Below are 23,304 nucleotides of genomic sequence, written 5' to 3'. Positions count from 1 at the left end.
ATTACCCTTGCCAATTCTATATGCATATTGGAAATGATGAAGCTAAACAAGTTAGTATAATATTTTATTATTTGACTAGCAATGGTCCCACCGGAACTTTCGTAATAGCGCGTTCTAATAGTTCATCTTCCGATTTGTACTTAGACCTGAGCGCATCGATATAATGCGCACATTTCACGCTCAGAAACACACCATTTCGGATGATCAGAATGGGGGCCAATATTAAGAAGAATTCAAAGATAAGCGAGTCAGGGTTGGAGGAGATCTCTTCTCGACCTAGCTACCGCCTTCATCATCATAATCGTTATGATTATTGTTGTTGCGTACTTTGAAAAAGAGCCAGTTCTTCTCTCTTGGCTTGAAGTGAAGCAAGCAGTAGCATCCTTTCAGCTTCCTCCTTCCATGTATGTTGACAAGCAATTTCTTGTTCGGTTCGTATGATTCAAGTTCAAAAGTTCCAATATCCCATATCCTGACCTCGCCTGCGCCATAGCTGCCCTCTGGGATAGTGCCTTCAAATGTAGCGTAACTAATAGGATGATCCTCCACCTGGACAGCCAGCCGTCTTTCGCTGCCACGGGGTGCTCCCTTTGGAAGGGCCCAGCTCTTCAGGGCACCGTCAATTTCGAACCTTAGGTCCCAATGGAGATGCGACGCGTGATGCTCTTGTATGACATAGATAGGTCGAGCTAGCTGGTTGTTTCTGTTGTTCTGCCTCGATGGCAACGCATTATCATAATAGCTCTACTATCGCTTATTTCATTCCTATGCTCTGCATTCCTTCAAGATTTGTTCCTGTCAAAATACGTTGTATAGGTCTCTTTTTTTACAAAAGATATCACGGGAATCTGCAATTCTTTCAACGCACTCGGCTTCACTAATTTGTTACTAACTATCTTCAAATCTTATAAAACTTACGCACAGTCGTTACGACAATAAACTTTTTCTTGTATAATGCCGGCAAAATTGAGAATACTTTATCAATGATGTGTCCGTCCAATTAATTTGGCATGGCAAGAAGAAACGGAAAACCTTTGGAAAGACGCATATCCATATCTGCTGCATCCGGAATCTGCTATTCGGTTGCTGTAATAACAGCAATATCGTTACTTCTGCTTCTACCGACTTTTACCTCCTCTACATTCAACAATAGCGTGTCGTCATCGCTATCTGCTGCTGCTCTTGCGTCAGCTGATGATGCCACCGGCAGCAGGATACTACCTGCTACTACTGCTGTACCTTCGTCACAAATCGCTTCTTTCCCCTTGGCAATGGTTGCTGCCGATTCGACTGAAAAAAATGCCACTGCAAAAACAACCGTAGCAACGACGACAACAATACCAGAGGGCGCCAAGGGACCTGCAATCCCTGCCGACAAGGGGTATCTTGTACAGGAAATTCGTGACGGCCTGTACTGGGTCACGGATGGAGTCTACAACACGATGTTTCTTGTTACAGCTGATGGAGTAGTCGCCGTGGATGCGCCTCCGTCAATCGGCCAGAACTATGTAAAAGCAATAGAGGAAGTGACAGACGAACCTGTCAAGTATGTTATCTTTAGTCATGCTCACCTAGACCACATTGGCGCTGCTGCGGCAATATTCAAAAACGCTACTTTTATTTCGCATGAAGAAGTCGCCAAGGAGCTACAAAGAGCACATGACCTGGCAGCAGCGGCAGGAAATACCACCTTTGCCTCGCAGCTTCCGCCCGTTCCCACCATAACTTTCCGCGACAATTATACAATTAGTCTTCCCAAACTTGGCAATGAGAATCAGAATCAAACTCTCCAGCTTGCCTACCACGGCAACAACCATCAACCCGGCAATATTTTCATCTATGCTCCAAATCAAAAGGTGCTGATGTTAGTGGACATTGTATTTCCAGGATGGGTTCCTTTTATGCAACTGGCTATCGCTCAGGATGTGGCAGGCTTTGTACAAGCCCATGACATCGCACTGGGCTATGACTTTGATACCTTTGTCGGAGGTCATCTTACACGGCTTGGAACAAGGGAGGACGTGCAGATTCAAAGGCAATTCGTTTTGGACTTGATAAAGGCTTCAGCTAGGGCAAATGCTGCGGTAAGTTTCGCAGACATTGCAAAACAAATTGGCAATACAAGTGACACCTGGCTAATTTACAACACGTATGTGAACGCGATAACGGAGAAATGTACTAACGAAATGATGGCAAAGTGGGGTGACAGACTTGGGGGCGCACAGGCGTTCATGCCGAGCCATTGTCTAGCGATGACAGAAGCATTGAGGGTGGACCCTTCCGTTGTAGCCTTGGCACAGAAAGAGAGTGAGTGAATGATGCAGAAAAAACCACAAAAACCTATCTAGCAGTCAGTCAGCCAGTCGATCGAGCCCCGAGGAAGAGTGTATATTTTGCCATAGTCCTCATTCAATATCCTCTCCTTCCTGTTGCCGCGTCAAGGTGGTGCCTTTTCCGAGCACCTGCCAGAGCCGACAAAAGAAGATGTAGTCGTTTTGCATAACCGGAGTAAGAATAGTCTCGAGGTATGATGCCCCTTTTTAGATTTGACAGATGAATTGTTTTTGCGCGACCAGTTTGAAATCACCTCTCATAAATCCGTCAACAATATGCCAGAAAAATCCCAGGGCAGGTATTTACGACGGTTCATCTAAAAGGGAATTTGAATTCTCTTTCTCATCAAGACTGTGGTAGATGCTATCTCGTTCTTCATTTCGACACTTGTTTTCTGTGCGCTGCATGACTTCATGCACTGCCTCGTCAGGCATCCATTCAAGACCACCGTTAAAAGAATTGTTCAGCTGCATCACTTTTGCAATCTTTGCCCATACTCCGATAGGATCAAATTCTGACGTGGCATGGAGCACGTTTTCCACATCCTTGCTGGCCATCACCTTTCCTGTATTGGTTAGACTGAATGGAATCCATCCATCGAGGTCATCTGATGTAATTCCCGCTGCTTCCGCTCTTGCAACTAGCAGCTGGTTGTATATCTCGACTAGCTCTGCAATTTTCTGTTCATGTCTGGCAATGATTCTCCGCATCTTTATCTCCTGCCAGTTTGCTGCAATCTTTGTCAATTCTTGAAGCTGATCATCTGACAGTGCACTGAGCATGTCGCGATACTTCTTTTCCTCCCTCATGCGTTCGCCTTCCGGCTCCCAAAATCCACTGGGCTCGTACTCTCTGAGCAGGTGAACGAGTATTGTTGTGTCACCAAAGGTGTCTGGTGGATTTTCAGCCTGGCGGTTGGAAACCTCTTGTGTCCTGTCTACTAGACTTATCTCGATGTCTTTAAAGACCAGCACTGAGCCGCTTGATAACAAGTGGAAGCTATTCCATCCGTATGGCGTAACGAAATTGTAGTATTTTTCAATCTTCTCTTCTTGCTCGAGAATCTCTTCAAGAGAGGTGGAGAAGCCATCAGACGCTGCATGTTTACCAATACCGTCTTTATCGTAATTATTGGCGCTATTGCTGTTGGCGTCCCTGTCGGTACTACTGATACTATTACCCGGGGCGTTTTTTGTAACGTCCATTGACTGCAAAATAGAAGATATGCCATCTTTGGAAAGAGAGATCAAATCTAGTAACGCCAAATGACAGTCAATTAACTGAGATAAGGACGGAAATCGCACCTTTACTGAACCAAGGTACCTCGCGCTATGACTGCTCATGCAAATGAACGCTTCATGTCCAAGCCAGCGTTCTTCTCCGAATCCTGAACTCCACCAGTGGCCAAACGCCTTTCTAGAAGCAAGCCTGGCTTGAGGATCGTCCAACACTTGTTTGAACTGCTCTCTGAATTCATTCCAAGCTCCCACCTGCAACTCGTTACCTGCATCATTAATCGTCTCCAGCAAGGAATGCAAAATCTGATGGCAGGCCATTGCGCAAATACTTTCTGTCGTCTTGCCAGTAGTCATGATAATTGTATTGTTGGAATAACTCGTTCCATACCGTTTGTTAAGCAGCCAAAATGCCATCTTCTCATCTTGATTCATTGCGCGCCACTGCGCGCTAAAGCCCGTGTTCTTACTTCCTGGGTGCGCACCTATCGACATGTTAGAGACAATTACTGGCTTTGCGATTCTACTCTTGACGTTACTTGCAACAACGATATTTTCATAGACTTTGCTTATCGCGACGACCTTCTTCTTTCTGCCGGCCTTATCTCTTTGGTATGGCTTTGTTGTTGCTGGCAAAGCTAACTACTCACTGCCTTCTTCACTCTCCATTCTCGTTGCCCTCTTCTTCTTTTGCATCGCAGATATTTTTGAAAGCGCAGTTCCTGCATGCCTGGTAGCTGGGAGTCGGCGCAAACTCTTCGTTCAGTATGGCCGCTGTCGTTTGTTCAATTACCGCCTTCACTTCATCTACTTGGGCCGACGTCACCTCATACTTCACTATCTTGTCCTCCTTGAGGTAAAAGAGGGATGCTTTCTTTGGTAGCTCGCCAAATACCTTCTGTACGCCCATTGCATACATGTTTATCTGCGGGTCCTCTTTGATGGATCTGCTCGTTTCATACACTGCACCTGTCTTGAAGTCGACTACTTCGTATCCTCCTCCATCAGGCCTTGCCTCTACTCTGTCGATAAACCCGTTGAATGTCACGCCTGCTATTTTTATCTGAAATCTCTGCTCTACTGCAACTGGTTTGTTGGGATTGCCTGCAATCCATCGTAGGTATGTGCGAACCATCTCTCTGGCCTTCTCTTTATGCTGTCTCTCCTGCGTTTCTGACTGGAATGCGTTAGAGTTCCACTCTTTTCCTAAAATCTCAAGCGCAAGCTCCTCTGTAGGCTCGACTCCCTCCTTCTGCATCTCTGTAAGGTGCTCTGCCACGGCATGGACTGCCATGCCTAGGTCAAAATACGTCCGGGCAGGCTCCGGCACCTCCAAAATGTGGGCAAACTTGAATCTCAGGGGGCATTCCATGTACGTCTTGATCTTGGATGCGCTGAGCCTCAGCTCGTCCTTGTTTACAAGCGGCACCTTCTTTCCAGCCAGCTGAGCATCCAAACTGCCTAAATCGACGAGGTTGTCGAGCTGCAGAATGGCTGAAGGGTCAAAGCCATCCAATACACCTTTCTCCTCAAAGTGCCTGACCTTGGCAAGCTCTATTATCCTGTGCACTGCAGTCTTTAACTGCATCTCATTGATGGACCGGACAGCCATCTCCTGAATCTCATACCTTATCCTTTCTATCCTTCCTTCGGCCTGCATCAGTGCTTCCTGCCCGGAACCCCCAATGCCATCAAGCCTGACATATTCGATCAACGGGTTTTCTGCAAATGATGAAATCTCTTCAAGGAATTTTGACGGTTTTGTTTCCCTGATGTTCTGGCCATACCTCCTTGCATACGTGATGAAAAGGTGATTCTGCGCCCGTGTCATTGCCACGTAAAAGATTCTCCTTTCCTCTTGAAGGTACAGCTCTTTTTCGTCTTCCTGGCGCTTTATACCTCTTGACAAGTCATTCGGCACATAGAACGTCTTTGCCTGGTAGCGCAGCGGCAGCTTGTTGGTGGCAACATCCACGACAAATACCACTGGATACTCTTTTCCCTTGCTCTGATGGATGGTGGTAACCTGCACGGCGTCCTCGTTCTCCTGGCCTTCTTCCAGCTCCAAGTCAAACTGCCCAAGTAGCGCCAGATACTTTATGAAATCTTCCAGCGTTCCCTGAGGGTTGAGCGATTCATATTCCAGCGCAATGCCGTACATCTCCTTCAGTAAAAGTTGGTTTCTCCTGCTCTCTGGCGAGTCATCTGAAACCGACCTTTTGTAAAGGTCAGAGACAGACATCATCACCTTGTACACAAATTCGCTGACTGTCGACTTGTTTTCAAGTTCAATGACCCTCTGTATCTGCTCTGCCAGCTCTTTGGCTTCATCTTGCTGGGTCATTTCGCTCAACTGGCCACAGTCTCTCAAAGTATCCAGTACATAGTCCATGTCCGTTGCATCATCATCCCGCGCCTTGCGCTTGGCGGCGTGGTTTATCCTGACAATGTTTTGCTCCGTTATGCCGTGGTTCTTCATCAGTTTTGTAATCTCGATTCCTGCCATTGTGGGAGAGTTGGCTATCCGCAGGTATGTCATCAGGTCCTTGACTACTGCGCTGGCAAAGATGTTGGCCTCGCCGACGTATATCGTAGGAATGCCGTACGCCTTGAGCGCCTTGGCAAACTTGTTTCCCTCCAACTTACGCCTTGATAGGATGACAAAATCTCTGTACGTTAGCGGCGATTCTATCCCGTCCCTTCTCTTGAGAGGCTTGCCCAACATCGCCCTTATCTTGCTAACTACGAACTCGACTTCTGACGATTCGTTTGCGCATGAAGCAACCATGACCTTGTCACCATCTTCGTTCTCTGAGTAAAGTTGCTTGGCCTGCCTTTGAGGAGCACCAGCCAGAAGTTGGCTTGACACATTTACAATATTCTTTGTGCTCCTGTAGTTCTGGTTGAGGTTGACGACAACAGTATCTGGAAAGTGTGTCTTAAAGTCCTGAAAGTTTGTAAGATAAGCGCCCTGGAAGCGGTAGATGCTCTGGTCGTCATCGCCTACAACGGTAACGTTTCCAGATTTCGCGAGCAGCTTTACAATCTCCAGCTGGGCATAGTTGTTGTCCTGAAACTCGTCCACCAGTATGTGCTTGAATTTTCTGTGGTATCTGGCAAGAACGTTGGGCCTTCTCTTAAACAGGCTGATTGCCTGGCTTACCATATCGCCAAAGTCGATGGCCGCCTTGCTTCTCTGGAATTCTTGGTACTTGTAGTACACCTTGCACAAGTCAGTCAGTTTGAGAAGAAAATCGCGCTCGTCTTCAGAGATATCCTGCTTCTCTAGCTTTGACTTGAGATACCGCTCCAGCTCCTCTGGAAAGATAAGCTCGTCCTTGAACGTGCTTATACCGTCAATAATCGACTTGACTACATCAACAGCGTTGTTTCCAATCTCAAGGTTCTCAAGCTTGAAGCTATCGATGTTCTTCATCCCCCAGACAAGCTGGGTCGATCTCTTGATGATGCCTGATGACAGCCCTATTCCTGAGTCAAGGACATTGTCCTGTAGAACCTCTTTGGCAAAAGAATGGAAAGTGCTGATGCTCATCTCCGCAACGTCCATTCTCTTTTCCAACCTCTGCTTCATTTCCTCCGCGGCCTTTTCAGAGAATGTAAGGCAGAGAATTTCAGATGGCTTTAGCCCTGTATTGTGGACAAGATAGATTACGCGCTCGATGATTACCTTGGTCTTGCCGCTACCCGGACCCGCCACAACAAGGAGAGCACGATCTGGATCGCTGGTGACTGCTGCGCGTTGGTTCTCATTCATTGATGTTATCGTGGAGCCGGCGTTTCCTGCTTTCTCCACCTGTTCGGTCATACTAGTAAACTCTCCTGTTAGATGCATCAATGTATTCTGTACTAATATTGTTGTCGCTGTTATCGTCATCGTCCCATTCACGGTCGATGCACCGTTCATTCACTTCCTGCCCGCAGTTCTCGCAGTAGTGTCTCGCATTGCTCCGTTGATCATAGTATAACGCGAGTGGAGCAAAGCAATCCGGGCATTGTACATCTGCAAACCCTGAACTGTTTTGTTCTCTGACCGTGCTGGTGACAATGACAAGTTCCTGATCTACCATTCTCCGTCATCCTCTACCTATTGATAGAACCTGAAATTGTCAGGTGAGCAAGCCATGATGCCTTCCATCCTTGCGACGTCTCGTAGCTTTCTGTCGTATGTCACCAGAACGGCGCCAGCGTTTCTTGCCTGGACGAGGTAGATGCTGTCAGGGTAGTGGCAATAGTCATATCGCACGCTCAGGGCAATTGCGTCTGCCAGCGTCTTTTGGTCATCCTCCCGCCGGGCAATTTCTTTTCCTTGCGAGAAGGACCTGATGGCCTGCTCCGCAGCCTGTGCTGATATTCTTGCTACCTTGGCAACTTCCGAGATAACCACATCGGGAACAAGCAGCGTCATACCCTTGCGCTTGGCAAGTTTTTCCTTAAACGCTAGGGCGTTTGGCTTGCCTTCAAGGGCGCCTATTATTGTGCAGCAATCCATGAGAACAGGACTTCTTGTAACTGTTTTCTGTTGCAATTTCATAGGAGTCTTTAAGCTATAGATTATTTATTGCTGTTCACGTTAATATAGTGAACAAAACTAATATAGTGAACAAAACCATATCATAGCGTGGTTACCGCTGCCAACAGCAACCTCCGAATTCACATTGCGCCAATTGGCTTTGACCCGGTCCAGCGCATCACGTCGCCCCTCATAGAGCAGAGGGCGGACAGAGTCTATCTCGTCTCTCGTTCAAAGCAAGGTGACCCCGCATCTGGCATCGTCAGGCAGGTCGAAGCGGCACTTGCCAAGTATCCCTCGATCGAGATAAAGCACGTCTATGCAGAGATATGGGATCTGTTCTCTTGCCTGGAAAAATACCGAGATATCTTTCAGTCAGAGAAGGAGGGTAACCACATTTACGTCAATGTCTCCACAGGAAGCAAGGTGCTTGCAATGGCAGGCATGCTTTCGTGCATGCTCTGGAAGGGGACACCGTACTACGCCAAGCTTGACTATGAAGATGGTGGACCTGACAAGGGTGCAGACAAGCGCAAGGTGACAGGGACCGACTTTTTGCCAGTGTACCAGATACACATGCCGTCTGCAGAGTCGCTTCTGGTGCTGTCGATAATCAACAAAGCCGGAGGAAAGACGAGCAAAAAGGATCTTATTGAACAACTGCAAGAGGTCAGAATGATTCCTCGCTTCCAGCCTTCGCAGCCAAGAAGCGCGCCGCACGGCCGCCTACGGGCGATCCTAGACCCGCTAGAAACGCAATGGCACTTTGTGCAGGTAAAGTCTTGGGGAAGAAAGAGCGAAGTGTCGCTGACGGAGCAGGGCAACAGCGCGTTGAGGATTTTTGGTACTGGTATGTAAAGGAGGTCAAAATTCGATGTTTGGCACGGTACTGCCTCCTCCCCTCCTTCCACCCGCGCCCTCTTCCGTGGCCCGTCACATATGTCACATCTATCATACTGGTCACACGTTATGAGGCCGCTGCATCGGCGGTGGTGCCGCGGCCCGTAGCAACACCACCACCCCCATCACCTTCACCCTCTCCTCCTCCTTCTTCTTCTCGAGCGCCGCATTTTTCGTCGTCATTATCACAACGCTCTCCCTTTACATTTTTGTCACCCTTCCAGCGAACCCTCATCGGCTTTGACTGTACCACTTCTATGCGGTCGCCATTCCACTCTCTAATCCTTTCAACAAGCCGTCTGAGCTTGCGGTTGGTGTTCTGGTTCAAGTCCTGCCCAATGTATGCTCGCACCTGTCCGTTTCTGGTGCACGCGATTTTTACCGCCTCTATGATGGAGATGCTGCAGTTTTCCTTGGCAGAGTCACCACAACCACCCGCACCACTGCCATTATTGCTAATCACGTCACCGACATGGTTTCCTCCTCCTCCTCCGTTGCCTCCAGAGTCGCTGTAATGATTATTGCTTGTCGCCTCCTTTATGACAGCAATCGTCTCGTTGTGTGCAACGTCCTGCGGGTCTTCTGCTACTGCTACAGCTATAGATGCTCCCGCTTGCCCTCCTCCTCTCCCCGCGGCAAGGTCAAAATTGTCGTACATCTCAGTGATAAAGTTGACCGCGTGGCGCGCAATTTCTGCGTCTACCACGTCGCGCAGGCAGAGCCTAGCAAACGCCTTTGCTACCCGAAACAGCGTCTCCAGCGTTCGCGTAGTGATGACGGTTGGAGCTGCGCTTTTGAGGCGGACAAACGTCTCTACAAGGATCGACTTGGCCTCGTCTGTAACACGGGGTACAATTGTTTTTGCAAACATCAGGTACTTTCGCAAAAACGTGTAGCTGTCGTAGTAGCCCGAGGAGGAAGAGGACGGACTGTGCCTCTCGTCGTATGCTACCTTGGCATATGCAAACTCGCGCAGCTGCTCTGTTTCTGACTTGTTCTTAAAAACGAGCCAGATGTCAAACCTGTCCAGCATCCTGTGCTCAAATGGCATTTGGTCCAGACTCAACTTCCTCTTTTCGTCTCCTCCTACTCTTCCCGCTACTGCTGCTGCCGCACTGTCGATCCAGTGGATGCTTCCACTGCTGCCCCTGCCCCTTGGGTTTGCCGTTGCTATAAGTGTGGCTGGTGACGACACCGTGGCAAGCCTTGCGTACTTGTTGATGGTGACGTCGTCCTCGTCCATTGCGTCGAGGAGGTAGTCTTGGTCGGACACAGACAGCTTGTCAAACACGTTGACCGCGCAAATGGCGTTTTGCGCCAAGAGTACGGGGCCAAGTGTCAGCGTGTGGTGACGCTGGAACTGCGCTGCATGCTGAGAATGGTGATAGTAGTAACCCTGCGCGTCTCCCCTTCCTCTCTCGATGACCCCAGTAAGAGCCCTGCCAGTAGTTGTATTCCTCGAGACGAACTTTGAATTTGGGATCACCTTTACCGCCTCTCTTGCCAGCCGTGTCTTGCCGGTTCCTGGTGGGCCTACCATCACCACGTTTATGCGGCCTTTTATTCCCCGCTTCTTTATCTTCCACGTTCTTCTTGCCGTTGCTGTCGTTGTTGTTGCTGTCGTCGCAGTTGCAGAAGCATCATTCCCGCCACCGTCTTGGTAGCTACCGCAGTGGCTGCCGTTGCTGTCGTGGCCGTTGCCGATGTTGCTTGGCTGTGCTTCCGCTCCTACCATTGCAATCAGCAGCGCCAACTTCTTGTCGTCATGGCCGACTATGTTTGGTGCAAAAAGTCTTGCCAGCCTGTTTGTCACTTTCTGCACGGAGGAGGGCAGCATTATCTTTTCAGTGCCCCAGAGCGGTGCTCTGCCTGCAAACCTTTCAAAGGCTGAAACATCTGCTCCGGTAATCCGGATCAGATCGCTTTGGACGTGTTCTACGGAGCCTGCCAGAACCACAGGATAGAATCTGCCACTGCTACTGCCACCGACCTTGATCGCATGGATGTGCCCGATCACTTTTATGCGCTGGCCCTCCTTCAGCCAAGATGATGTCTCCTTATCCTCCTCCTCTTTTCCAAATGATACGATAACATCCAAGACGTCAAGAGTGGCCGGCGATGGGGACGAGGATCCCGCCTCGGTCGGGTCTGGCGATTGATCCCTAGCGTTTCTGACGTCACTACTACTACTGCCGTCATCTTGAAGCAGGAGCGACGTGGCATTGACATACTGGTGCTGCCCTGTCAGTTCCTCCGATCCACACGCCGAGCACCTCTTGGGTTTCTTTGGGGCCTGCAACAGGTCAAAGACATGTCTGCACTCCTCAAAGCTGCATTCGTTGCACCTCCAGGCTGCCTTTACAACCAGCTTGTATGGGGGTGAAACAGACACAACCGTTCCCTCTACATTGACACGACCGCTGTTTCTTCTCAGCGCCTTTGAAACAGTCAGTATTTTGTCAAGTCGCTCAATTCTGGTTACGAGCCTGGGGATGCCGCGTCCTCCATCACCACAACAACAACAACAACAACCACCGCTGTCGTTTCCACTCGATTGGTAAGAAATTACAGAACCGACTTTGCTGCTGATACTACTCCTGTGGCCGGATTTTGTCGCCGCTGCATCTATTCCTTTTTCTACTTCTTCTGCCTTCACCGCGACTGCACGTGATTTTGCAGCTGCCCTGTTTTTTGCCCCTTGCTTTGTGGGTCCGTTGTTATCAGGTCTTGCACCTGCGTTTCTTTTTTTGGTATCTTTTTTGTTCTTTACACCCAATAAAGATGTATACCGGTTATCAGTGGCCGCTGTATTTAGGTGTGATGGCTTGAACTGGCTTGATGGCATGTGCGTGTGTACGTTTGGACAAAGGATGATAATGATGATGACAACGATCGATAACAACTATAACGCCTCTGTGTGAATTCTCTGCGGATACACGTGATAAAGGAGGAAGAGGAGAAGATTAGAACAGGCGCACTCTCTCTATCTCTCACTCATTGTTTATGCGAACAGCATCACAGGCCCCCCGCATCCTGAAACGCACGAAAGTGCCTGTCAAACGGGTACGGCAGCGCGCTTATCTGTTCAGCGCTACAGCAGAGACCTCGCCTTTTTTAGAGTGATTTTTATGGTGGTGGAGTGCCGGCAGGTTTTTTTGCCGCCCTTGCCGTATTCAGTGCAGTTAAGACGGAGAGGTAAGTAAGGTTGATTAGAAGGGTAAGAAGTAAGGCTGTCTCATCAATATGTTTATTACCGACCTTACTCTACCTGACCTTACCTTACCAATGTCAGACAAACCAGTATTACCCGATGCTGATGAAACCAAAAAAGAACTAATCATTCGCCTTTTGGAACAAGGTACTCCCCCACAAGAGATAGCACGCATAGTTGGGACCTCTGTAGGCTACGTGTACAAAGAGACGGCCCTCTTTCGCAAAGGCGACACCAAGATGGTGCTTACAAAAAGCAGGAAAACTTCAGTTACATTGGATCCACCTTTGCCAAAAGGCAGTAGCGCCGCCGGTGCTGACAAGATCTCAAGAGCCGACAAAGTCAAGGTGGAAGTTGAACACAATGCCCTTGTCTCGGCTCCGCCACTGGATAGTGAAGCGGTAAAGGTAATCTTTGACGCCTTTGCGAAGGGACAAAAGCCCGCCGAGATTTTGGCAAAACACGGTTTCAATCCGGAGGCTGTGGAAATAGAGTATCGGCGCTACTTGCGCTTGACCGAGCAAGACCACGCAGCCTTGTTAAAAGATATCATAGATCGATTCATTACATACAAATCCGATACTGTTGATACCATCGTGGCATCGTATAGGAAAAATGGCCTTCTCGCGAACACACAGCTGACAACTTTGCTGTCCCTTGAGCTGGCTCACAGGTTCGACGGAGGGCAAAAGGATATGGTGTTCCGTATGGCTGATGCCTCCACGCCTCCTCCAGATGGCTGGGAGAGGCCGCTGTGCTACATGTGCAAGGCTCCAATTGCAGAAATCTGGTTTCTTCGGAATTCGCTTGTGGCAAAATGGATGCGTGATGCCAAGCTTGCCTGTTCTCTGCATGAGATATAATCTCCTCTCGTTCCCGACTATTCATGGTCTTGCTTTTTTGACGACAGTACGTCGTACTTTGTTATAATTCCGACAATCTTGCCTTCATCCATTACAAGGACTGCCTCTTCCTGCTCTCTTAATATTGAAACCACCAATGACAGACTGGCATTTCTTGCAACAGTCGGAAAGGTCTTCTTATCCATCAGCTCTCTGATCGTCCTGTCCCTTGCATCCATTTCAAGCATTGTCCTTTCTGTTATGGATCCTACCGGCGCTCCGGTTCGAGGATCTACAACAGGCAGCTGCGATATGTTTTTCTCCAGCATGATTTTTCGTGCATGCTCTGCCCTCTCTGCTGGCGTGACCGTAATGACCTTCTTTACCATAACGTCGCCTGCATGCAAGTCAGAAAGGCTTTCAGCGTGCTTTGATTCCAACCTGTCAAGCGCTTCGAAAAGCTTCACTGCGATGGCATAGGAGGGCATAGCCTCTCCTCTTTCAATTTTGGCAACAAAAGACTGGCCTATTTCGCACAGCCTTGCTAGCTCTGCTTGGGTCTTGCCCAAGGCCTTGCGTCTTTTGCCTACAGAAGATAAGGGTGGAAATGTATCGGCCATCCGTATATGTTCTCACTTTTGTGATTTACACAAATATATCCTTTAGGAATAATATTGACCATGATATTCTTAAGCGCATATTGCCTATTATGCATCGATAGAAAATAGATATGCATGGACTTGAAACCATCAAAAAACTGAACGAAAGCGCAGCTTCTGCTGTTTCTACAACGACAACAACATCCGAGCCGTCGTCGTCTTCTTCTAATACTACTAATACCACTGCTACTACCGCTTCAAGCCATAATACCTCTGCAGGAGGAGAATAAAGAGAGAGAAGCCTGACATGGGATCTCTTGCAGAAGACTGGAACAAGAAAGTTGGACGCAAATATCGCAGCGAAGCAATCCGCGCATGCGGCGTATGTGGATGCAAGTCGAACCTGTGGCAGACATTTGGAAGTACCATGATAGGGATCAAGACCTTTCTCATGTGCCCCGGCAAAAGGGACTATTCAGAACTGCACGAAGTGCTGCAGAAAAAGCAAGATCTGTTGCATAACCATCCAGAATTGCCTGCCAGCACGCGCAGGGAACTTGAAACCGAAGCTGCAAGGATAAAGAAATTTTTCAAAAATGTCCCGCCCGATATAGCCCCTGCCAGCAAGGGAGATGACCCTCCTGCTTTTGTTCCCAGGTGATGACATAATGTAATAATTTGTCATCATCATCATCGTTGTCGTTGCCGCAGCAGCTACCTCCGTTTGGACGTGATATCAAATACAGTAAGAGAGCAATCCTACGAGAAGAGCTGTAAGCCAGCATCCTGAAATGCCCTAAAGTGCCTGTCAAATGTGTACAGCTGCGTCGACCTGTTCAGCGCTACGGCAGCAATCATTGCGTCGGCCCTTCTCACAGGGGTGCCCTTCTTTTCAGCCGCTAACTCTAGCTTTGAGGAGAGAATTGCATCGTCCTTGCTATACGCCAAGACTGGGATCTGTGCTATCTCGCTCAGCGGCCTTTTAGCATACTTTTCCAATCCGTAAAGTAGTTCGTGTAGGGTTATTGCGGTAATGCCTATGGATTCGTTGCTTGCCTGGATCCTCCCCAGCGCCTGGTCTCCCTTTCTGGAGCGCTTGTCGAGAATTTCAATGACGACGTCAGTGTCGAGTACTATCATTTCATTCATCTCTTTTTCGTGCTCAGCCTCTGCGCTCCCTTCTTTTGGAGGCCATATCCGATAACATGGCAGATTTAGAATCGCTTTGGAACTCTACCGAACCACGCAACTTTGCAAGAGTGTCTACAGAGTTGATAGTGGAGCCTTCTAGGAGCCTTTCAAAAAGCTCGGAAAAGCTCTCATCTTTCGCCTTTCTTGCAAGCAGTTTGGCATATACTTGGTCCCGGATGGTCAAAGTCTTTACCATATTATATGTAGTGTATACTTGTTTAAACATATATTTAAACACGCAAGGAATAAGATTGGCCGCCTTAGGCTCTGCAAGTGGCAGCGGAAGGTAAAAGTCGCGCCCTTGCCCGAAGAGTTGTATTCTCTGCGCATGCCTTGCGCCATGAGCTTCGACGATGCTCTTGGCAACAAAAAGCCCTGATCCCGTCCCCCTTCTCTGATCTTGTAGTACGCCTGGTAAAGATCTTATTTTTCTTCATCTTCTCCTCCTACTTCTGAAAGGCTGGGTTTTGAATTCGAATCAGCAACTATCGGCTTTGCCTCTACTCTCTACTCTCTCGAGAGGATGCTGACCTGCGTCAAGTGAGCAGAGAGCCTGCAAGCGAATAGTACACCTGCAGGAATTTTAGGTCACGCAACATGACATTCCCTAATAATCTTCTCAATATATCATACAAGTAAAATTTTCTTTGCAATTTGTTGAAATACTCTAGCAGCGAGCAAGATGCATGTCGCTGACCTGTCCAAAGTGCTGCACTACTCTTGTTATGAAGTACTTTGATGGTGGCTACTGGGTAGCAAGCAAGGACCCCGTGTGGACCTGCAGCTGCTGCAACACCTTTTACCGCGCAAAAGAGCTAAAGAAAAGCCTGTGCAGCGCCTAGCGATAACAACAACAACGACTACTTTTGCCTTTAGTAGCAATTGCTCCTTTCATACGCTATACAAGTTGGAACGAATGCTTTGGTATTTGAGCCATCATGATCCTCCTTGCCTCATTTTCCAGAGCTGTGTTGCGAGATATGGATGTGCATCCACGCGTCTTCGTCTGCCATCAGCCCAAAATGCACAAGCCATCTCCTTACCCGCTCCTCCTTTAGATCCATCTCGTCGTTGAACGGCTCTGTTACAGAGCGGATGTATGCAGACCCTTCCATTGGCTGGATCTCTACTAGCTGCAAAAGCTGATGGTCGGAGCAAAAGAACGCCGCCTCTTTTTGGTGAGCCGCAACGTCGCGGTAGTCCACCGCGTTCTGGTAGTCGAGAAACTCTCGCTCCCACAAGTCATAGTCCATGGATATCTGCTTTTGAGTCCGATAGTTCTCGTCTGGACTCTTGTCTATCAGGCCCCATTCCTTCCTTGGAATGTACGCCTTTAGCCGCTTGTTCTGTGGCGACGGCAGAACCTTCTTCCATTTTTTCGACTGCTGGAAGAGCTTTAGCATGTACGCCTGCTTCAAGTCGATTACGAGATCCCTGTCTGACTCTTTGGCTGTGACAAAAACGACAAAACCCTGTCTAGGTCCCGGGGAGGGTACGAACATACTACCAGACCCCTCGTTGTGTTCATCAGGCTCCCCGCATCGTCTTCAACGTCTTTTTCCGTCTTTGAGGATTCCACGTTGACCCGTGTTCCTTCACAGAGCATGATGTCGACGTCAGATTCGGCCCACCCTTCTACGAATCGCTGGGTGTCAAGGGGCCTTCTTCCGTGGTACCTAACGTCGGCCGTGTATGCTATCGACCACCTTGAGGTGTGTATTATCAAGCCTGATACTCCGGGCACCGAGTGGTCCACCGCCAGGGGCTCTATCTCAATGGAGTCGATGGAGAATCTCTTGGCGTTTTTTCAAACAGCTTGATCTGCCGGGGCTCTTTGGCGTCTTCCCCCTTTAGCCTGCTCATCTCTCCCCTGCTATTCTTGTACAGCTGAAAATTGCGCTTGAAATATTCTTGAGCAGACCTGGGCCTCATTAACCATGTTAAACTTTCTACTATAAAAGCATCTATAAAAATTTATCATATTCTAGCGAATTTTTGAATCCTGAAATGAATAAATTCTGAAAGTATTTGCAATAGTTAAGATTATTATAGAGGTGGACTATACACCCACGTAGTCAATGTCTACGTGTGCAAACTGCACCTGCAAGACTGCTACAAGTTTAATGGAATATGAAAGGGGGGGACTGAGAGCATTTCCGTACAATGGCAAGCTTCTTTGTCAAGATTGTTATCTGGAAATCCTCTCTGCGTGTGAACCGAGAGTCACTGTCACGAAAGTGCGATAAGGTCCGAGTTACGGCAAGCGCATTGGCCTGAAGTTGCCCCACCGCGATAGTCACTAGGACCAGATGTTACAGATTTCTTCTGTCCTTGACGCTCGTTGGAACTCGGGGTGCACGACTATTTCTCAAAAAGACCCGCAACCTGGACGAACCGGATAACTCAACTGCGGGTCAAACACAACATCTTGTCAATGCCCTTCTGAAAATGGTGAGGAACCTGTACCGCCTTAGCAGTAATATCTCGACTTTTGAGTTCTTGGAGTAATCGGTCGTAGTGCGGGTAGGGATGGTTGTACGGTCCCTGTATGGGAAAAATTCGCACCTCGGGGGCCAGCCTGCACAGTTCTAAAATGGAATCAAGATGGAAGGAATAATCAAAGTGGTCGCTGTAGTAAAACAGCAAGTTGCCACACAAGGCAAGATCAAAACTATCGTCATCAAAAGGCAAGCAGGGCAGCTCCGCTTTGATATAGCGTCCCTGTGCAAACCCTTGAGGAAAGTCAGCTTCAAATCTCTCCAAGGCAGACTGCCTATATTCTTTCAAGCCTTCAGGAGATTTGTAAAAATCCCAATTGTAATGTTGCATGACGGATGATATCCTTTCAGTGACGAGATGGATGTCCTCTCTCCCTTGACTAACAAGTGTGCTCAAGTCAGTGCCAAACAACGGATCGCACCCAATTGCATGAATGCCCATCTTAGTCGCCTCTGCAACAAAGGATGAAGGTCCTGCAGGACAATCCAACACTTTACGACCTTTCAATTTTGTAATGTTATTATCATCAAGGGCAAACATCTGTTGATATTCAGCCAGCGTTCTCCCATAGAAGACTATTCTCCCAAGCTGGAGGTAGTCTTCTGCATCATCATCATCATCATCATTATTTTCATGATCTACCGGCCGTTTCATGTCCTTGTTCTCAGAGTAACAGCGGACAAGATATAGAGATTATCGAGCAGCATAGATTAAACCGCACCTGCCTATGTACGTCGACAAATACTACTTTTCCGTTGGTGGCACTCTAATGTATGACACATGGCAAACCCTAATTCTTCATCATGAGGGGAGAATCCTGACAACTATAGCATACGTTCGGGCAGAGAGGACATCGCGTTTTTGACAATACATCAGAAGGCATAAGGTGGTGTATCAAGTTTGTTCGACTCTATAGTCTGATCGCTATCCGTTCGATGGCGAGAGAGAAGTTGAATACGGCTATATGTGCTAATGTACGAGATCCTCTGATGTGGGAAGATTTCCAGAACTTGAAATGCTAAAGCGCTCACTGGCTCATCGAAATTATGATGTAAGGTTCGTGCAAAATAAGGGCCACATGGTACTGGTGCTTTCTAAAGAAAGGAACGTTTTAGATCGAACAGCTTTCTATGAAATAGAAGATTGCGGCTTTCGGTTCACTGAGGTTCGCTTGGATAAAGATGGTAATGTCAAGGCCATTTTTAATAAAGATGAGGAAAAAGGCGATTTCTTTTAGCTGAGGTATTGTAATCCCAATTAATAAAATCTCCAGAACTCTATATTGCATCTGCATGCTGTAAACTTGCGGCACTTCATTTCTATGCTCATCCTCCTCCTCCAATCACTCTTACAATTGCAAATCCTATGACAACGCCGAGGACTGCACCAAACGTGGGCGATCTCTTGCTCTCCTTGTGCGCCTTTGGAATCATATCAAAGAAGAGCAAGGCTCCTTTGAATAATTCTGACAAGCAACGGAGCGTGTGTTTTTTTTTGCAAAATCGCCATTCCATATTTTTTAATACGATCTTGTGCAAGATAAGAAAAGAAGGCGAGAAGGGAGGGAGCATAATAAAATGGCAAATCATTTCTGGGTTGGTTCACTTTGCCTACGGGCGCCGCCGCCATCATCGTTCTCTTCCTCCCCCATCACAAGCGTAACTTCGTTGTTATCATCAATAACCTCTCGAATCAAGCCAAAGCCATCATCATCGCCGTCCTACCCCTCCGGGGTCATTGCGATTTCTGATACTCTGACTATCTTGGAAGACCTCGGGAACCATATTCCTGACAAATCCTGGATGCTTTACCTGCTTGAACTATTTGACAAGAATACGGAGGCAGCTCTGGAGCTTAATCTGATATGCCAGTTCAATGACAGGGACAATTTTTGGGCAATCTTTAGGGGGATCAATCGATACAAGTTTACCAAAGTCCTCCCTGCCGTAGGCCACTCTTATCGGCGTGAGGTAATAATGAAAAATGAAAAAAAGTCAGTTGAATTTTCACTAACAGACCTCGAAACGAAACAGAACGAAACTTTTTCTTTCGATGTCTCTTCAGAAGATGCCAAAGGATTTTCGTATCGAGGGGGCAATCATTTTACAGGCATAGAATGGTGGAACAAGGCTAGCGGCAGCAGTAATGGCAACACTCCCTTCCCAATTAGGTACAAAGTGGAAGTCTCGAGCCTGTGTTTCGGCCAGGCCGCTGAAGAAGAAGACAATGATGCTGCTGGGGCACCAACAATTAGTCTGCCGATCGATTATCGTCCGTATAACATGTTGGTACCAAATAGAGATGACGTTAGTAGAGTGAAAAACTATCCGGTATCATTTGAAAGGCCGGCTGTCAAGGATGATGGAAAAAGTATACGATATGCAGTCACTTCTGGAGAGACGATTGCAGGTATTCACTTTATCTGTGATCTGCGTGATGATATAGTGAAAGCCATCTAATAGGTTCTCTTTCTCATATTGTATGGAATACCTGTAAAACCGCCATGAGGCACCCGTTTCCGCTCCTTCCGTCGCATACATTTGAGTAAACCCTGCTTTGAATCTGATGTGTGTGTGTATGTATCGGTATTATTGGACTACGGGGTGGGACCCTATTTTAGCAAACTCATCGATACTTGACCTTTGGCAATGCTGTAGTTAATGAAATTGCTTTATAGCATGCTTGGTATACGGCCAAACATGCGGATTATAAATGCAAACTTGCTCAGGGTTCCTGTTACAATTACTACTACAGTTATTCTCTCCTTATTTCTGTCAAGTGTTCCCTTCAATGCTTTACCACAAGGTACTTTTGGTGATCTAGCTAGTGCAGCGAACCAAGATCATAGGGTTTATCTCAGTATTGTGCCAGGAGCAGCATCCAAGGCAGGCCGTGCGTTTTCTCCAAGCCCTGCCACGGTCAACATAGGAGACACTGTGACATGGGTAAACAATGATTCTACAATACACACGGTTACCTCCGGAACAGACAATACTCCTGACAGCGAATTTGGCCTAAAGGATGACGGAAAACCAATGCTGATTTTTCCAGGCAGGACATTTGAATATGCCGCCACCCAAGCTGCCACTTTTCATTATTTTTGCTGGCTACACCCCACAATGATAGGTACATTACAAGTCAGCAATTCTTCCTCTTCCTCTCCTCTCATGTCACAAATTTCACTTTCGACTGATAGATCATTACTTTACGGCGACGATGAGGTTACCATTCAGGGAACTGTTGTTGGAGTAAATTCTACAGGCCAACTGCTTCTTCTTCGAGTACTTGATCCTGAGGGAGAGGAATTTCTATCCGATTCGGTTGCTATAGACGATGACGGCAATTTCACATATCCATTAGAGATTAGCGGTCCCCTTGGAATCCCTGGACAGTACCATGTTACCGCCCTTTACAATGGCGTCAGGGCAGAAACCAGCTTTTCCTACGTATCTTCCAAAGATTCCGATTGGAGCAGTGCAAAGTTGGACCTCCAAACATCCGATATTAGATACAGGATATCAGGCGGCTCCCTTCTGAGCCTTGCCGGAGATCCTTCTACAACAACCATTACTGCAACAATCGATGCCGATGATAACGGGACGTTGACAATCCAACTTCCAAGGACTATTGCCGACTCGAAGGCAATGAATGGAACCGACATCGCATTTGTCGCCTTTGTAGATGGAATAGCGGCAGTTGTTGATGAAGACAAAGGGCAGACTGTGAGGACTCTGCAAATACCATTCACTGATAATTCTGAGAAGATTGAAATCCAAGGCACATTCTTGGTTTCGCCGCCGGCTACTACTACCAAATAGAAGAGAGTTTGGTTGAGAAAAGAAACAGGAATCCTAGATTGCCTCAAGAGGCGTATCGCTATCTGGTACAGGAAACGCGCGATCGATGGACGATACCTCATTTTCTGTTAGTTTCCACACCTTGTTATCTCCAGTTGCCAAGCTGTTTTCCCTCACGTGATCCGGGCGGCTTGCCTTTGGAATGGTAAACGTGCCCGGATGACGTGTCAGAAAGTTGAGCGCTACCTGTCGAGGTGTACGGCCGTGCCTCTCGGCAATCTCTGCTAGAACCTGTTTTCCTGCCTCTGCTCCTTTTCCTCCTGAACTTTCGAGCGATTGGAAATTACCATGTCCAAATGGTGAATATCCTACGAGGGCAATCTCCCGCTCAGCGCAGTACGGCAGCAGTCGCCGTTCTATTCCACGATATCCCAGGTGGTAGAGCACCTGATCGCAAGCCAGCCTGTTATCTGAAAGCGCCTGTTCGGCTGCGGCCAGCTCCTCGACGTCAAAGTTGCTGACTCCTATGAACTTGACTAGTCCTTCCTTGACAAGCTTTTCCATGGCGCGCATGGTCTCTTTTATCGGATGTTGATCGCTGGGCCAATGAAGTAGGTATAGGTCCAGCCACTCTGTCTTTAGCCTCCTAAGGCTCTGCTTGCATGCCCTCAGAGTGCCTTCATAAGACGCGTGAGATGGCAAAACTTTGCTCACAAGGAATACTTTGTCGCGGTGTCCTTCGATGGCTTGGCCAACAAGCTCTTCAACCCTTCCATTGCCGTACATCTCAGCTGTGTCGATGTGAGTCATTCCAAGGTCCAGGCCTGTCCGAAGAGCCGTGACTGCGCGCCTTTCAGCTTCCTTTCCTTCTGCTTTTTCTGCTAACATCCATGTGCCTTGCCCTATTACAGGGACGTCAACGTTGGTGTAGCCAAACCTACGCGTGAGCAATGACATTCTTCACGGTAGCAATTCTACAAATCGGATTAACAAGATTTTCTCCTGTTCACTCCTCTACATTCTCTCTTTCGCCCTCTGTCTCTACTGTGTGTTGCACTCTTTTTTGCGTGTGTATCAATAGAAAGAAATCAAGCCAAAATCTAGCCGTATATGCCATCAGGTATTCGTCGGCTAACAGATCGAATCAAAAGTACACTGGCTCACAATTCGTTAACAGCACCAAAGAAGGCAACCCCTCCCGAAGATTAATCAGAAGACACTAAACGATGCCTTGCCTCCCTCTCATAGCCTTCCATTTTACCACTCCAAAGACTGCAATAGGAACGATGATCATTACCATTACCAGAGATACTGGGTTTGACAGAATGATGGTCATTGCATTATTTTCAATATCTTTTGCCATTAGCATCCCCCAGAGGACAAGCAACATTATGCCCAGTCCAAATATGGGGTACTTTACACGGTTGAACTTGCCCAATCTTTGACCGTGTCCTCTCCTGTCAAGCTCTCCGGCGATAAACAAGGTGACAATTGCCACAAAGCCGACTCCTATGACAGCATAGTTTGCTGAAGGTATGCCGCTCAATATCCCTAGATGAAAAGTATTGTCAGGCGCAAAAAGCCATATCAAAATAACCGCGATAGAGCCAACCAGAAAGCTCCTGTCTAGAATTTGCCCGTTTTGTGCAAACCCGTATACTCTGCGCCAGGGGATTGGCCTGCAATCGTCGTAATGGCCTTGAAGATCAGGATCCGCTTTCTTTGCTAATCCTGGAGGATCTTCTTGGTAGAAATATATTCTCTCCTTTGCGTCCAACGGTTGCTCCACTCCCTCGCAATTTACCCTTCCACGTTTTACCAGTCTTGTAAATGGGTAAAACCATTCTACTCCCCTGTCCTTTACAGTAGTAAAAGAGTCCTGCAAAACATGAAGAAATATCCCCAAAGACAAGTAAGGACTTATGATGTAGACCCCTGCCATCATGAAGACATTATGAAGACCCGCCCTGTGAATCTGCTCATCTGCATATACTTTCTTCGGGATAAACCAGTATTCGCGGTCCAAGTCTGGCAATAGAGCTCCCAGACTGACAAGCAGCGCGATCTCTGGATTATTTGTGAATACTAGACCTACTGCCAATGCGAATACAAAATGCGTTGGCAAATCCATAATATGTGAGCACACAGCGCGGTGTCTTTTAGAT

Annotated in this window: 25 protein-coding genes; 9 read left to right on the top strand and 16 right to left on the bottom strand. The window is 47.7% G+C overall.

What is annotated here, in order from left to right:
• Positions 1-276: 276 nt before the first annotated feature.
• Entirely contained in the window at positions 277-726 is a 450-nt protein-coding gene (locus tag ACYOR7_RS10110) for a DNA polymerase ligase N-terminal domain-containing protein (protein WP_479913823.1), read from the bottom strand.
• A gap of 284 nt (positions 727-1,010) precedes the next feature.
• Between ACYOR7_RS10110 and ACYOR7_RS10105 the strand changes: the two genes are divergently transcribed.
• Entirely contained in the window at positions 1,011-2,315 is a 1,305-nt protein-coding gene (locus ACYOR7_RS10105; RefSeq protein ID WP_479913822.1) for an MBL fold metallo-hydrolase, read from the top strand.
• 321 nt (positions 2,316-2,636) lie between these two features.
• Here the strand turns inward: ACYOR7_RS10105 and ACYOR7_RS10100 are convergent, their stop codons facing one another.
• Genes ACYOR7_RS10100 through ACYOR7_RS10085 form a run of 4 tightly spaced genes read right to left on the bottom strand, consistent with a single transcriptional unit; the run spans position 2,637 to position 8,079 of the window.
• Complete coding sequence (locus ACYOR7_RS10100) at positions 2,637-4,205, bottom strand: hypothetical protein (protein WP_479913821.1); 1,569 nt, start codon at positions 4,203-4,205, stop codon at positions 2,637-2,639.
• A gap of 22 nt (positions 4,206-4,227) precedes the next feature.
• Complete coding sequence (locus ACYOR7_RS10095; RefSeq protein ID WP_479913820.1) at positions 4,228-7,395, bottom strand: ATP-dependent helicase; 3,168 nt, start codon at positions 7,393-7,395, stop codon at positions 4,228-4,230.
• Position 7,396: 1 nt separating this feature from the next.
• Positions 7,397-7,657, bottom strand: coding sequence for a hypothetical protein (locus ACYOR7_RS10090; RefSeq protein WP_479913819.1), 261 nt, complete (start codon positions 7,655-7,657; stop codon positions 7,397-7,399).
• 17 nt (positions 7,658-7,674) lie between these two features.
• Entirely contained in the window at positions 7,675-8,079 is a 405-nt protein-coding gene (locus ACYOR7_RS10085; RefSeq protein WP_479913818.1) for a type II toxin-antitoxin system VapC family toxin, read from the bottom strand.
• Positions 8,080-8,208: 129 nt separating this feature from the next.
• Here ACYOR7_RS10085 and ACYOR7_RS10080 point away from each other — a divergent pair, with 129 nt between their 5' ends.
• Entirely contained in the window at positions 8,209-8,958 is a 750-nt protein-coding gene (locus tag ACYOR7_RS10080; RefSeq protein WP_479913817.1) for an HFX_2341 family transcriptional regulator domain-containing protein, read from the top strand.
• Between the two features lie 109 nt (positions 8,959-9,067).
• Here ACYOR7_RS10080 and ACYOR7_RS10075 read toward each other — a convergent pair whose 3' ends face one another.
• Positions 9,068-11,776 (bottom strand): ATP-binding protein, encoded by a 2,709-nt coding sequence (locus ACYOR7_RS10075; RefSeq protein WP_479913816.1) that lies wholly within the window; start codon positions 11,774-11,776, stop codon positions 9,068-9,070.
• Positions 11,777-12,285: 509 nt separating this feature from the next.
• On the opposite strand from ACYOR7_RS10075, the gene ACYOR7_RS10070 reads away from it, so the two are divergent.
• A complete protein-coding gene (locus ACYOR7_RS10070) occupies positions 12,286-13,074 on the top strand; it encodes a hypothetical protein (RefSeq protein WP_479913815.1) in 789 nt (262 codons plus the stop codon).
• A 17-nt stretch (positions 13,075-13,091) separates the two neighbouring features.
• On the opposite strand, the gene ACYOR7_RS10065 is transcribed toward ACYOR7_RS10070, so the two are convergent.
• Complete coding sequence (locus tag ACYOR7_RS10065; RefSeq protein WP_479913814.1) at positions 13,092-13,673, bottom strand: CBS domain-containing protein; 582 nt, start codon at positions 13,671-13,673, stop codon at positions 13,092-13,094.
• Between the two features lie 110 nt (positions 13,674-13,783).
• Between ACYOR7_RS10065 and ACYOR7_RS10060 the strand changes: the two genes are divergently transcribed.
• Both ACYOR7_RS10060 and ACYOR7_RS10055 read left to right on the top strand, forming a co-directional pair.
• Positions 13,784-13,942, top strand: a complete 159-nt coding sequence (locus tag ACYOR7_RS10060) for a hypothetical protein (RefSeq protein ID WP_479913813.1) — start codon at positions 13,784-13,786, stop codon at positions 13,940-13,942.
• Between the two features lie 17 nt (positions 13,943-13,959).
• The gene (locus ACYOR7_RS10055) at positions 13,960-14,313 is read left to right on the top strand and encodes a hypothetical protein (protein ID WP_479913812.1); all 354 of its coding nucleotides are present in this window, start codon (positions 13,960-13,962) and stop codon (positions 14,311-14,313) included.
• Positions 14,314-14,411: 98 nt separating this feature from the next.
• Here the strand turns inward: ACYOR7_RS10055 and ACYOR7_RS10050 are convergent, their stop codons facing one another.
• Together ACYOR7_RS10050 and ACYOR7_RS10045 are read right to left on the bottom strand one after the other, a co-directional pair.
• Positions 14,412-14,792 (bottom strand): type II toxin-antitoxin system VapC family toxin, encoded by a 381-nt coding sequence (locus ACYOR7_RS10050; protein ID WP_479913811.1) that lies wholly within the window; start codon positions 14,790-14,792, stop codon positions 14,412-14,414.
• 22 nt (positions 14,793-14,814) lie between these two features.
• Positions 14,815-15,039: an antitoxin VapB family protein gene (locus ACYOR7_RS10045; RefSeq protein ID WP_479913810.1), complete on the bottom strand. Its 225-nt coding sequence runs from the start codon at positions 15,037-15,039 to the stop codon at positions 14,815-14,817.
• A 490-nt stretch (positions 15,040-15,529) separates the two neighbouring features.
• Here ACYOR7_RS10045 and ACYOR7_RS10040 point away from each other — a divergent pair, with 490 nt between their 5' ends.
• The gene (locus tag ACYOR7_RS10040; protein ID WP_479913809.1) at positions 15,530-15,685 is read left to right on the top strand and encodes a hypothetical protein; all 156 of its coding nucleotides are present in this window, start codon (positions 15,530-15,532) and stop codon (positions 15,683-15,685) included.
• Positions 15,686-15,796: 111 nt separating this feature from the next.
• Here the strand turns inward: ACYOR7_RS10040 and ACYOR7_RS10035 are convergent, their stop codons facing one another.
• The 4 genes from ACYOR7_RS10035 to ACYOR7_RS10020 form a co-directional block, all read right to left on the bottom strand.
• Entirely contained in the window at positions 15,797-16,345 is a 549-nt protein-coding gene (locus ACYOR7_RS10035; protein WP_479913808.1) for a hypothetical protein, read from the bottom strand.
• On the bottom strand, positions 16,267-16,587 hold the full coding sequence (locus tag ACYOR7_RS10030) for a hypothetical protein (RefSeq protein ID WP_479913807.1): 321 nt from the start codon (positions 16,585-16,587) through the stop codon (positions 16,267-16,269). Before ACYOR7_RS10030 ends, ACYOR7_RS10035 begins: the two co-directional genes overlap by 79 nt.
• 23 nt (positions 16,588-16,610) lie before the next feature.
• Positions 16,611-16,775: a hypothetical protein gene (locus tag ACYOR7_RS10025; RefSeq protein WP_479913806.1), complete on the bottom strand. Its 165-nt coding sequence runs from the start codon at positions 16,773-16,775 to the stop codon at positions 16,611-16,613.
• Positions 16,776-17,246: 471 nt separating this feature from the next.
• Positions 17,247-17,996 carry a class I SAM-dependent methyltransferase gene (locus ACYOR7_RS10020; RefSeq protein ID WP_479913805.1) on the bottom strand — a complete coding sequence of 250 codons (750 nt, stop codon included), beginning with the start codon at positions 17,994-17,996 and terminating at the stop codon, positions 17,247-17,249.
• Positions 17,997-18,333: 337 nt separating this feature from the next.
• Here ACYOR7_RS10020 and ACYOR7_RS10015 point away from each other — a divergent pair, with 337 nt between their 5' ends.
• Positions 18,334-18,579 (top strand): hypothetical protein, encoded by a 246-nt coding sequence (locus ACYOR7_RS10015; protein WP_479913804.1) that lies wholly within the window; start codon positions 18,334-18,336, stop codon positions 18,577-18,579.
• 88 nt (positions 18,580-18,667) lie between these two features.
• Here the strand turns inward: ACYOR7_RS10015 and ACYOR7_RS10010 are convergent, their stop codons facing one another.
• Positions 18,668-18,880 (bottom strand): hypothetical protein, encoded by a 213-nt coding sequence (locus ACYOR7_RS10010; RefSeq protein WP_479913803.1) that lies wholly within the window; start codon positions 18,878-18,880, stop codon positions 18,668-18,670.
• 39 nt (positions 18,881-18,919) lie between these two features.
• Between ACYOR7_RS10010 and ACYOR7_RS10005 the strand changes: the two genes are divergently transcribed.
• A complete protein-coding gene (locus tag ACYOR7_RS10005; RefSeq protein WP_479913802.1) occupies positions 18,920-19,801 on the top strand; it encodes a hypothetical protein in 882 nt (293 codons plus the stop codon).
• Between the two features lie 240 nt (positions 19,802-20,041).
• Positions 20,042-21,160: a cupredoxin domain-containing protein gene (locus ACYOR7_RS10000; RefSeq protein ID WP_479913801.1), complete on the top strand. Its 1,119-nt coding sequence runs from the start codon at positions 20,042-20,044 to the stop codon at positions 21,158-21,160.
• Positions 21,161-21,193: 33 nt separating this feature from the next.
• Here ACYOR7_RS10000 and ACYOR7_RS09995 read toward each other — a convergent pair whose 3' ends face one another.
• Both ACYOR7_RS09995 and ACYOR7_RS09990 read right to left on the bottom strand, forming a co-directional pair.
• Positions 21,194-22,090: an aldo/keto reductase gene (locus tag ACYOR7_RS09995; RefSeq protein ID WP_479913800.1), complete on the bottom strand. Its 897-nt coding sequence runs from the start codon at positions 22,088-22,090 to the stop codon at positions 21,194-21,196.
• A gap of 268 nt (positions 22,091-22,358) precedes the next feature.
• On the bottom strand, positions 22,359-23,270 hold the full coding sequence (locus tag ACYOR7_RS09990; RefSeq protein WP_479913799.1) for a metal-dependent hydrolase: 912 nt from the start codon (positions 23,268-23,270) through the stop codon (positions 22,359-22,361).
• Positions 23,271-23,304: the final 34 nt, after the last annotated feature.

This window comes from Candidatus Nitrososphaera sp. 86-2 (genome assembly GCF_056726185.1).
The sequence above is the reverse complement of the archived record's forward strand: the minus strand, read 5'-3'. Positions and strand labels throughout refer to the sequence as shown.

What these genes read in the sequence shown, in the direction of transcription:
- ACYOR7_RS10105 (WP_479913822.1), top strand. Translation starts at nt 1,011, where the DNA reads ATGGCAAGAAGAAACGGAAAACCTTTGGAAAGACGCATATCCATATCT.
- ACYOR7_RS10095 (WP_479913820.1), bottom strand. Translation starts at nt 7,395, where the DNA reads ATGACCGAACAGGTGGAGAAAGCAGGAAACGCCGGCTCCACGATAACA.
- ACYOR7_RS10090 (WP_479913819.1), bottom strand. Translation starts at nt 7,657, where the DNA reads ATGGTAGATCAGGAACTTGTCATTGTCACCAGCACGGTCAGAGAACAA.
- ACYOR7_RS10085 (WP_479913818.1), bottom strand. Translation starts at nt 8,079, where the DNA reads ATGGATTGCTGCACAATAATAGGCGCCCTTGAAGGCAAGCCAAACGCC.
- ACYOR7_RS10070 (WP_479913815.1), top strand. Translation starts at nt 12,286, where the DNA reads ATGTCAGACAAACCAGTATTACCCGATGCTGATGAAACCAAAAAAGAA.
- ACYOR7_RS10065 (WP_479913814.1), bottom strand. Translation starts at nt 13,673, where the DNA reads ATGGCCGATACATTTCCACCCTTATCTTCTGTAGGCAAAAGACGCAAG.
- ACYOR7_RS10060 (WP_479913813.1), top strand. Translation starts at nt 13,784, where the DNA reads ATGCATGGACTTGAAACCATCAAAAAACTGAACGAAAGCGCAGCTTCT.
- ACYOR7_RS10055 (WP_479913812.1), top strand. Translation starts at nt 13,960, where the DNA reads ATGGGATCTCTTGCAGAAGACTGGAACAAGAAAGTTGGACGCAAATAT.
- ACYOR7_RS10050 (WP_479913811.1), bottom strand. Translation starts at nt 14,792, where the DNA reads ATGATAGTACTCGACACTGACGTCGTCATTGAAATTCTCGACAAGCGC.
- ACYOR7_RS10045 (WP_479913810.1), bottom strand. Translation starts at nt 15,039, where the DNA reads ATGGTAAAGACTTTGACCATCCGGGACCAAGTATATGCCAAACTGCTT.
- ACYOR7_RS10040 (WP_479913809.1), top strand. Translation starts at nt 15,530, where the DNA reads ATGTCGCTGACCTGTCCAAAGTGCTGCACTACTCTTGTTATGAAGTAC.
- ACYOR7_RS10035 (WP_479913808.1), bottom strand. Translation starts at nt 16,345, where the DNA reads ATGTTCGTACCCTCCCCGGGACCTAGACAGGGTTTTGTCGTTTTTGTC.
- ACYOR7_RS10025 (WP_479913806.1), bottom strand. Translation starts at nt 16,775, where the DNA reads ATGAGGCCCAGGTCTGCTCAAGAATATTTCAAGCGCAATTTTCAGCTG.
- ACYOR7_RS10020 (WP_479913805.1), bottom strand. Translation starts at nt 17,996, where the DNA reads ATGAAACGGCCGGTAGATCATGAAAATAATGATGATGATGATGATGAT.
- ACYOR7_RS10005 (WP_479913802.1), top strand. Translation starts at nt 18,920, where the DNA reads ATGGCAAATCATTTCTGGGTTGGTTCACTTTGCCTACGGGCGCCGCCG.
- ACYOR7_RS10000 (WP_479913801.1), top strand. Translation starts at nt 20,042, where the DNA reads ATGCGGATTATAAATGCAAACTTGCTCAGGGTTCCTGTTACAATTACT.
- ACYOR7_RS09990 (WP_479913799.1), bottom strand. Translation starts at nt 23,270, where the DNA reads ATGGATTTGCCAACGCATTTTGTATTCGCATTGGCAGTAGGTCTAGTA.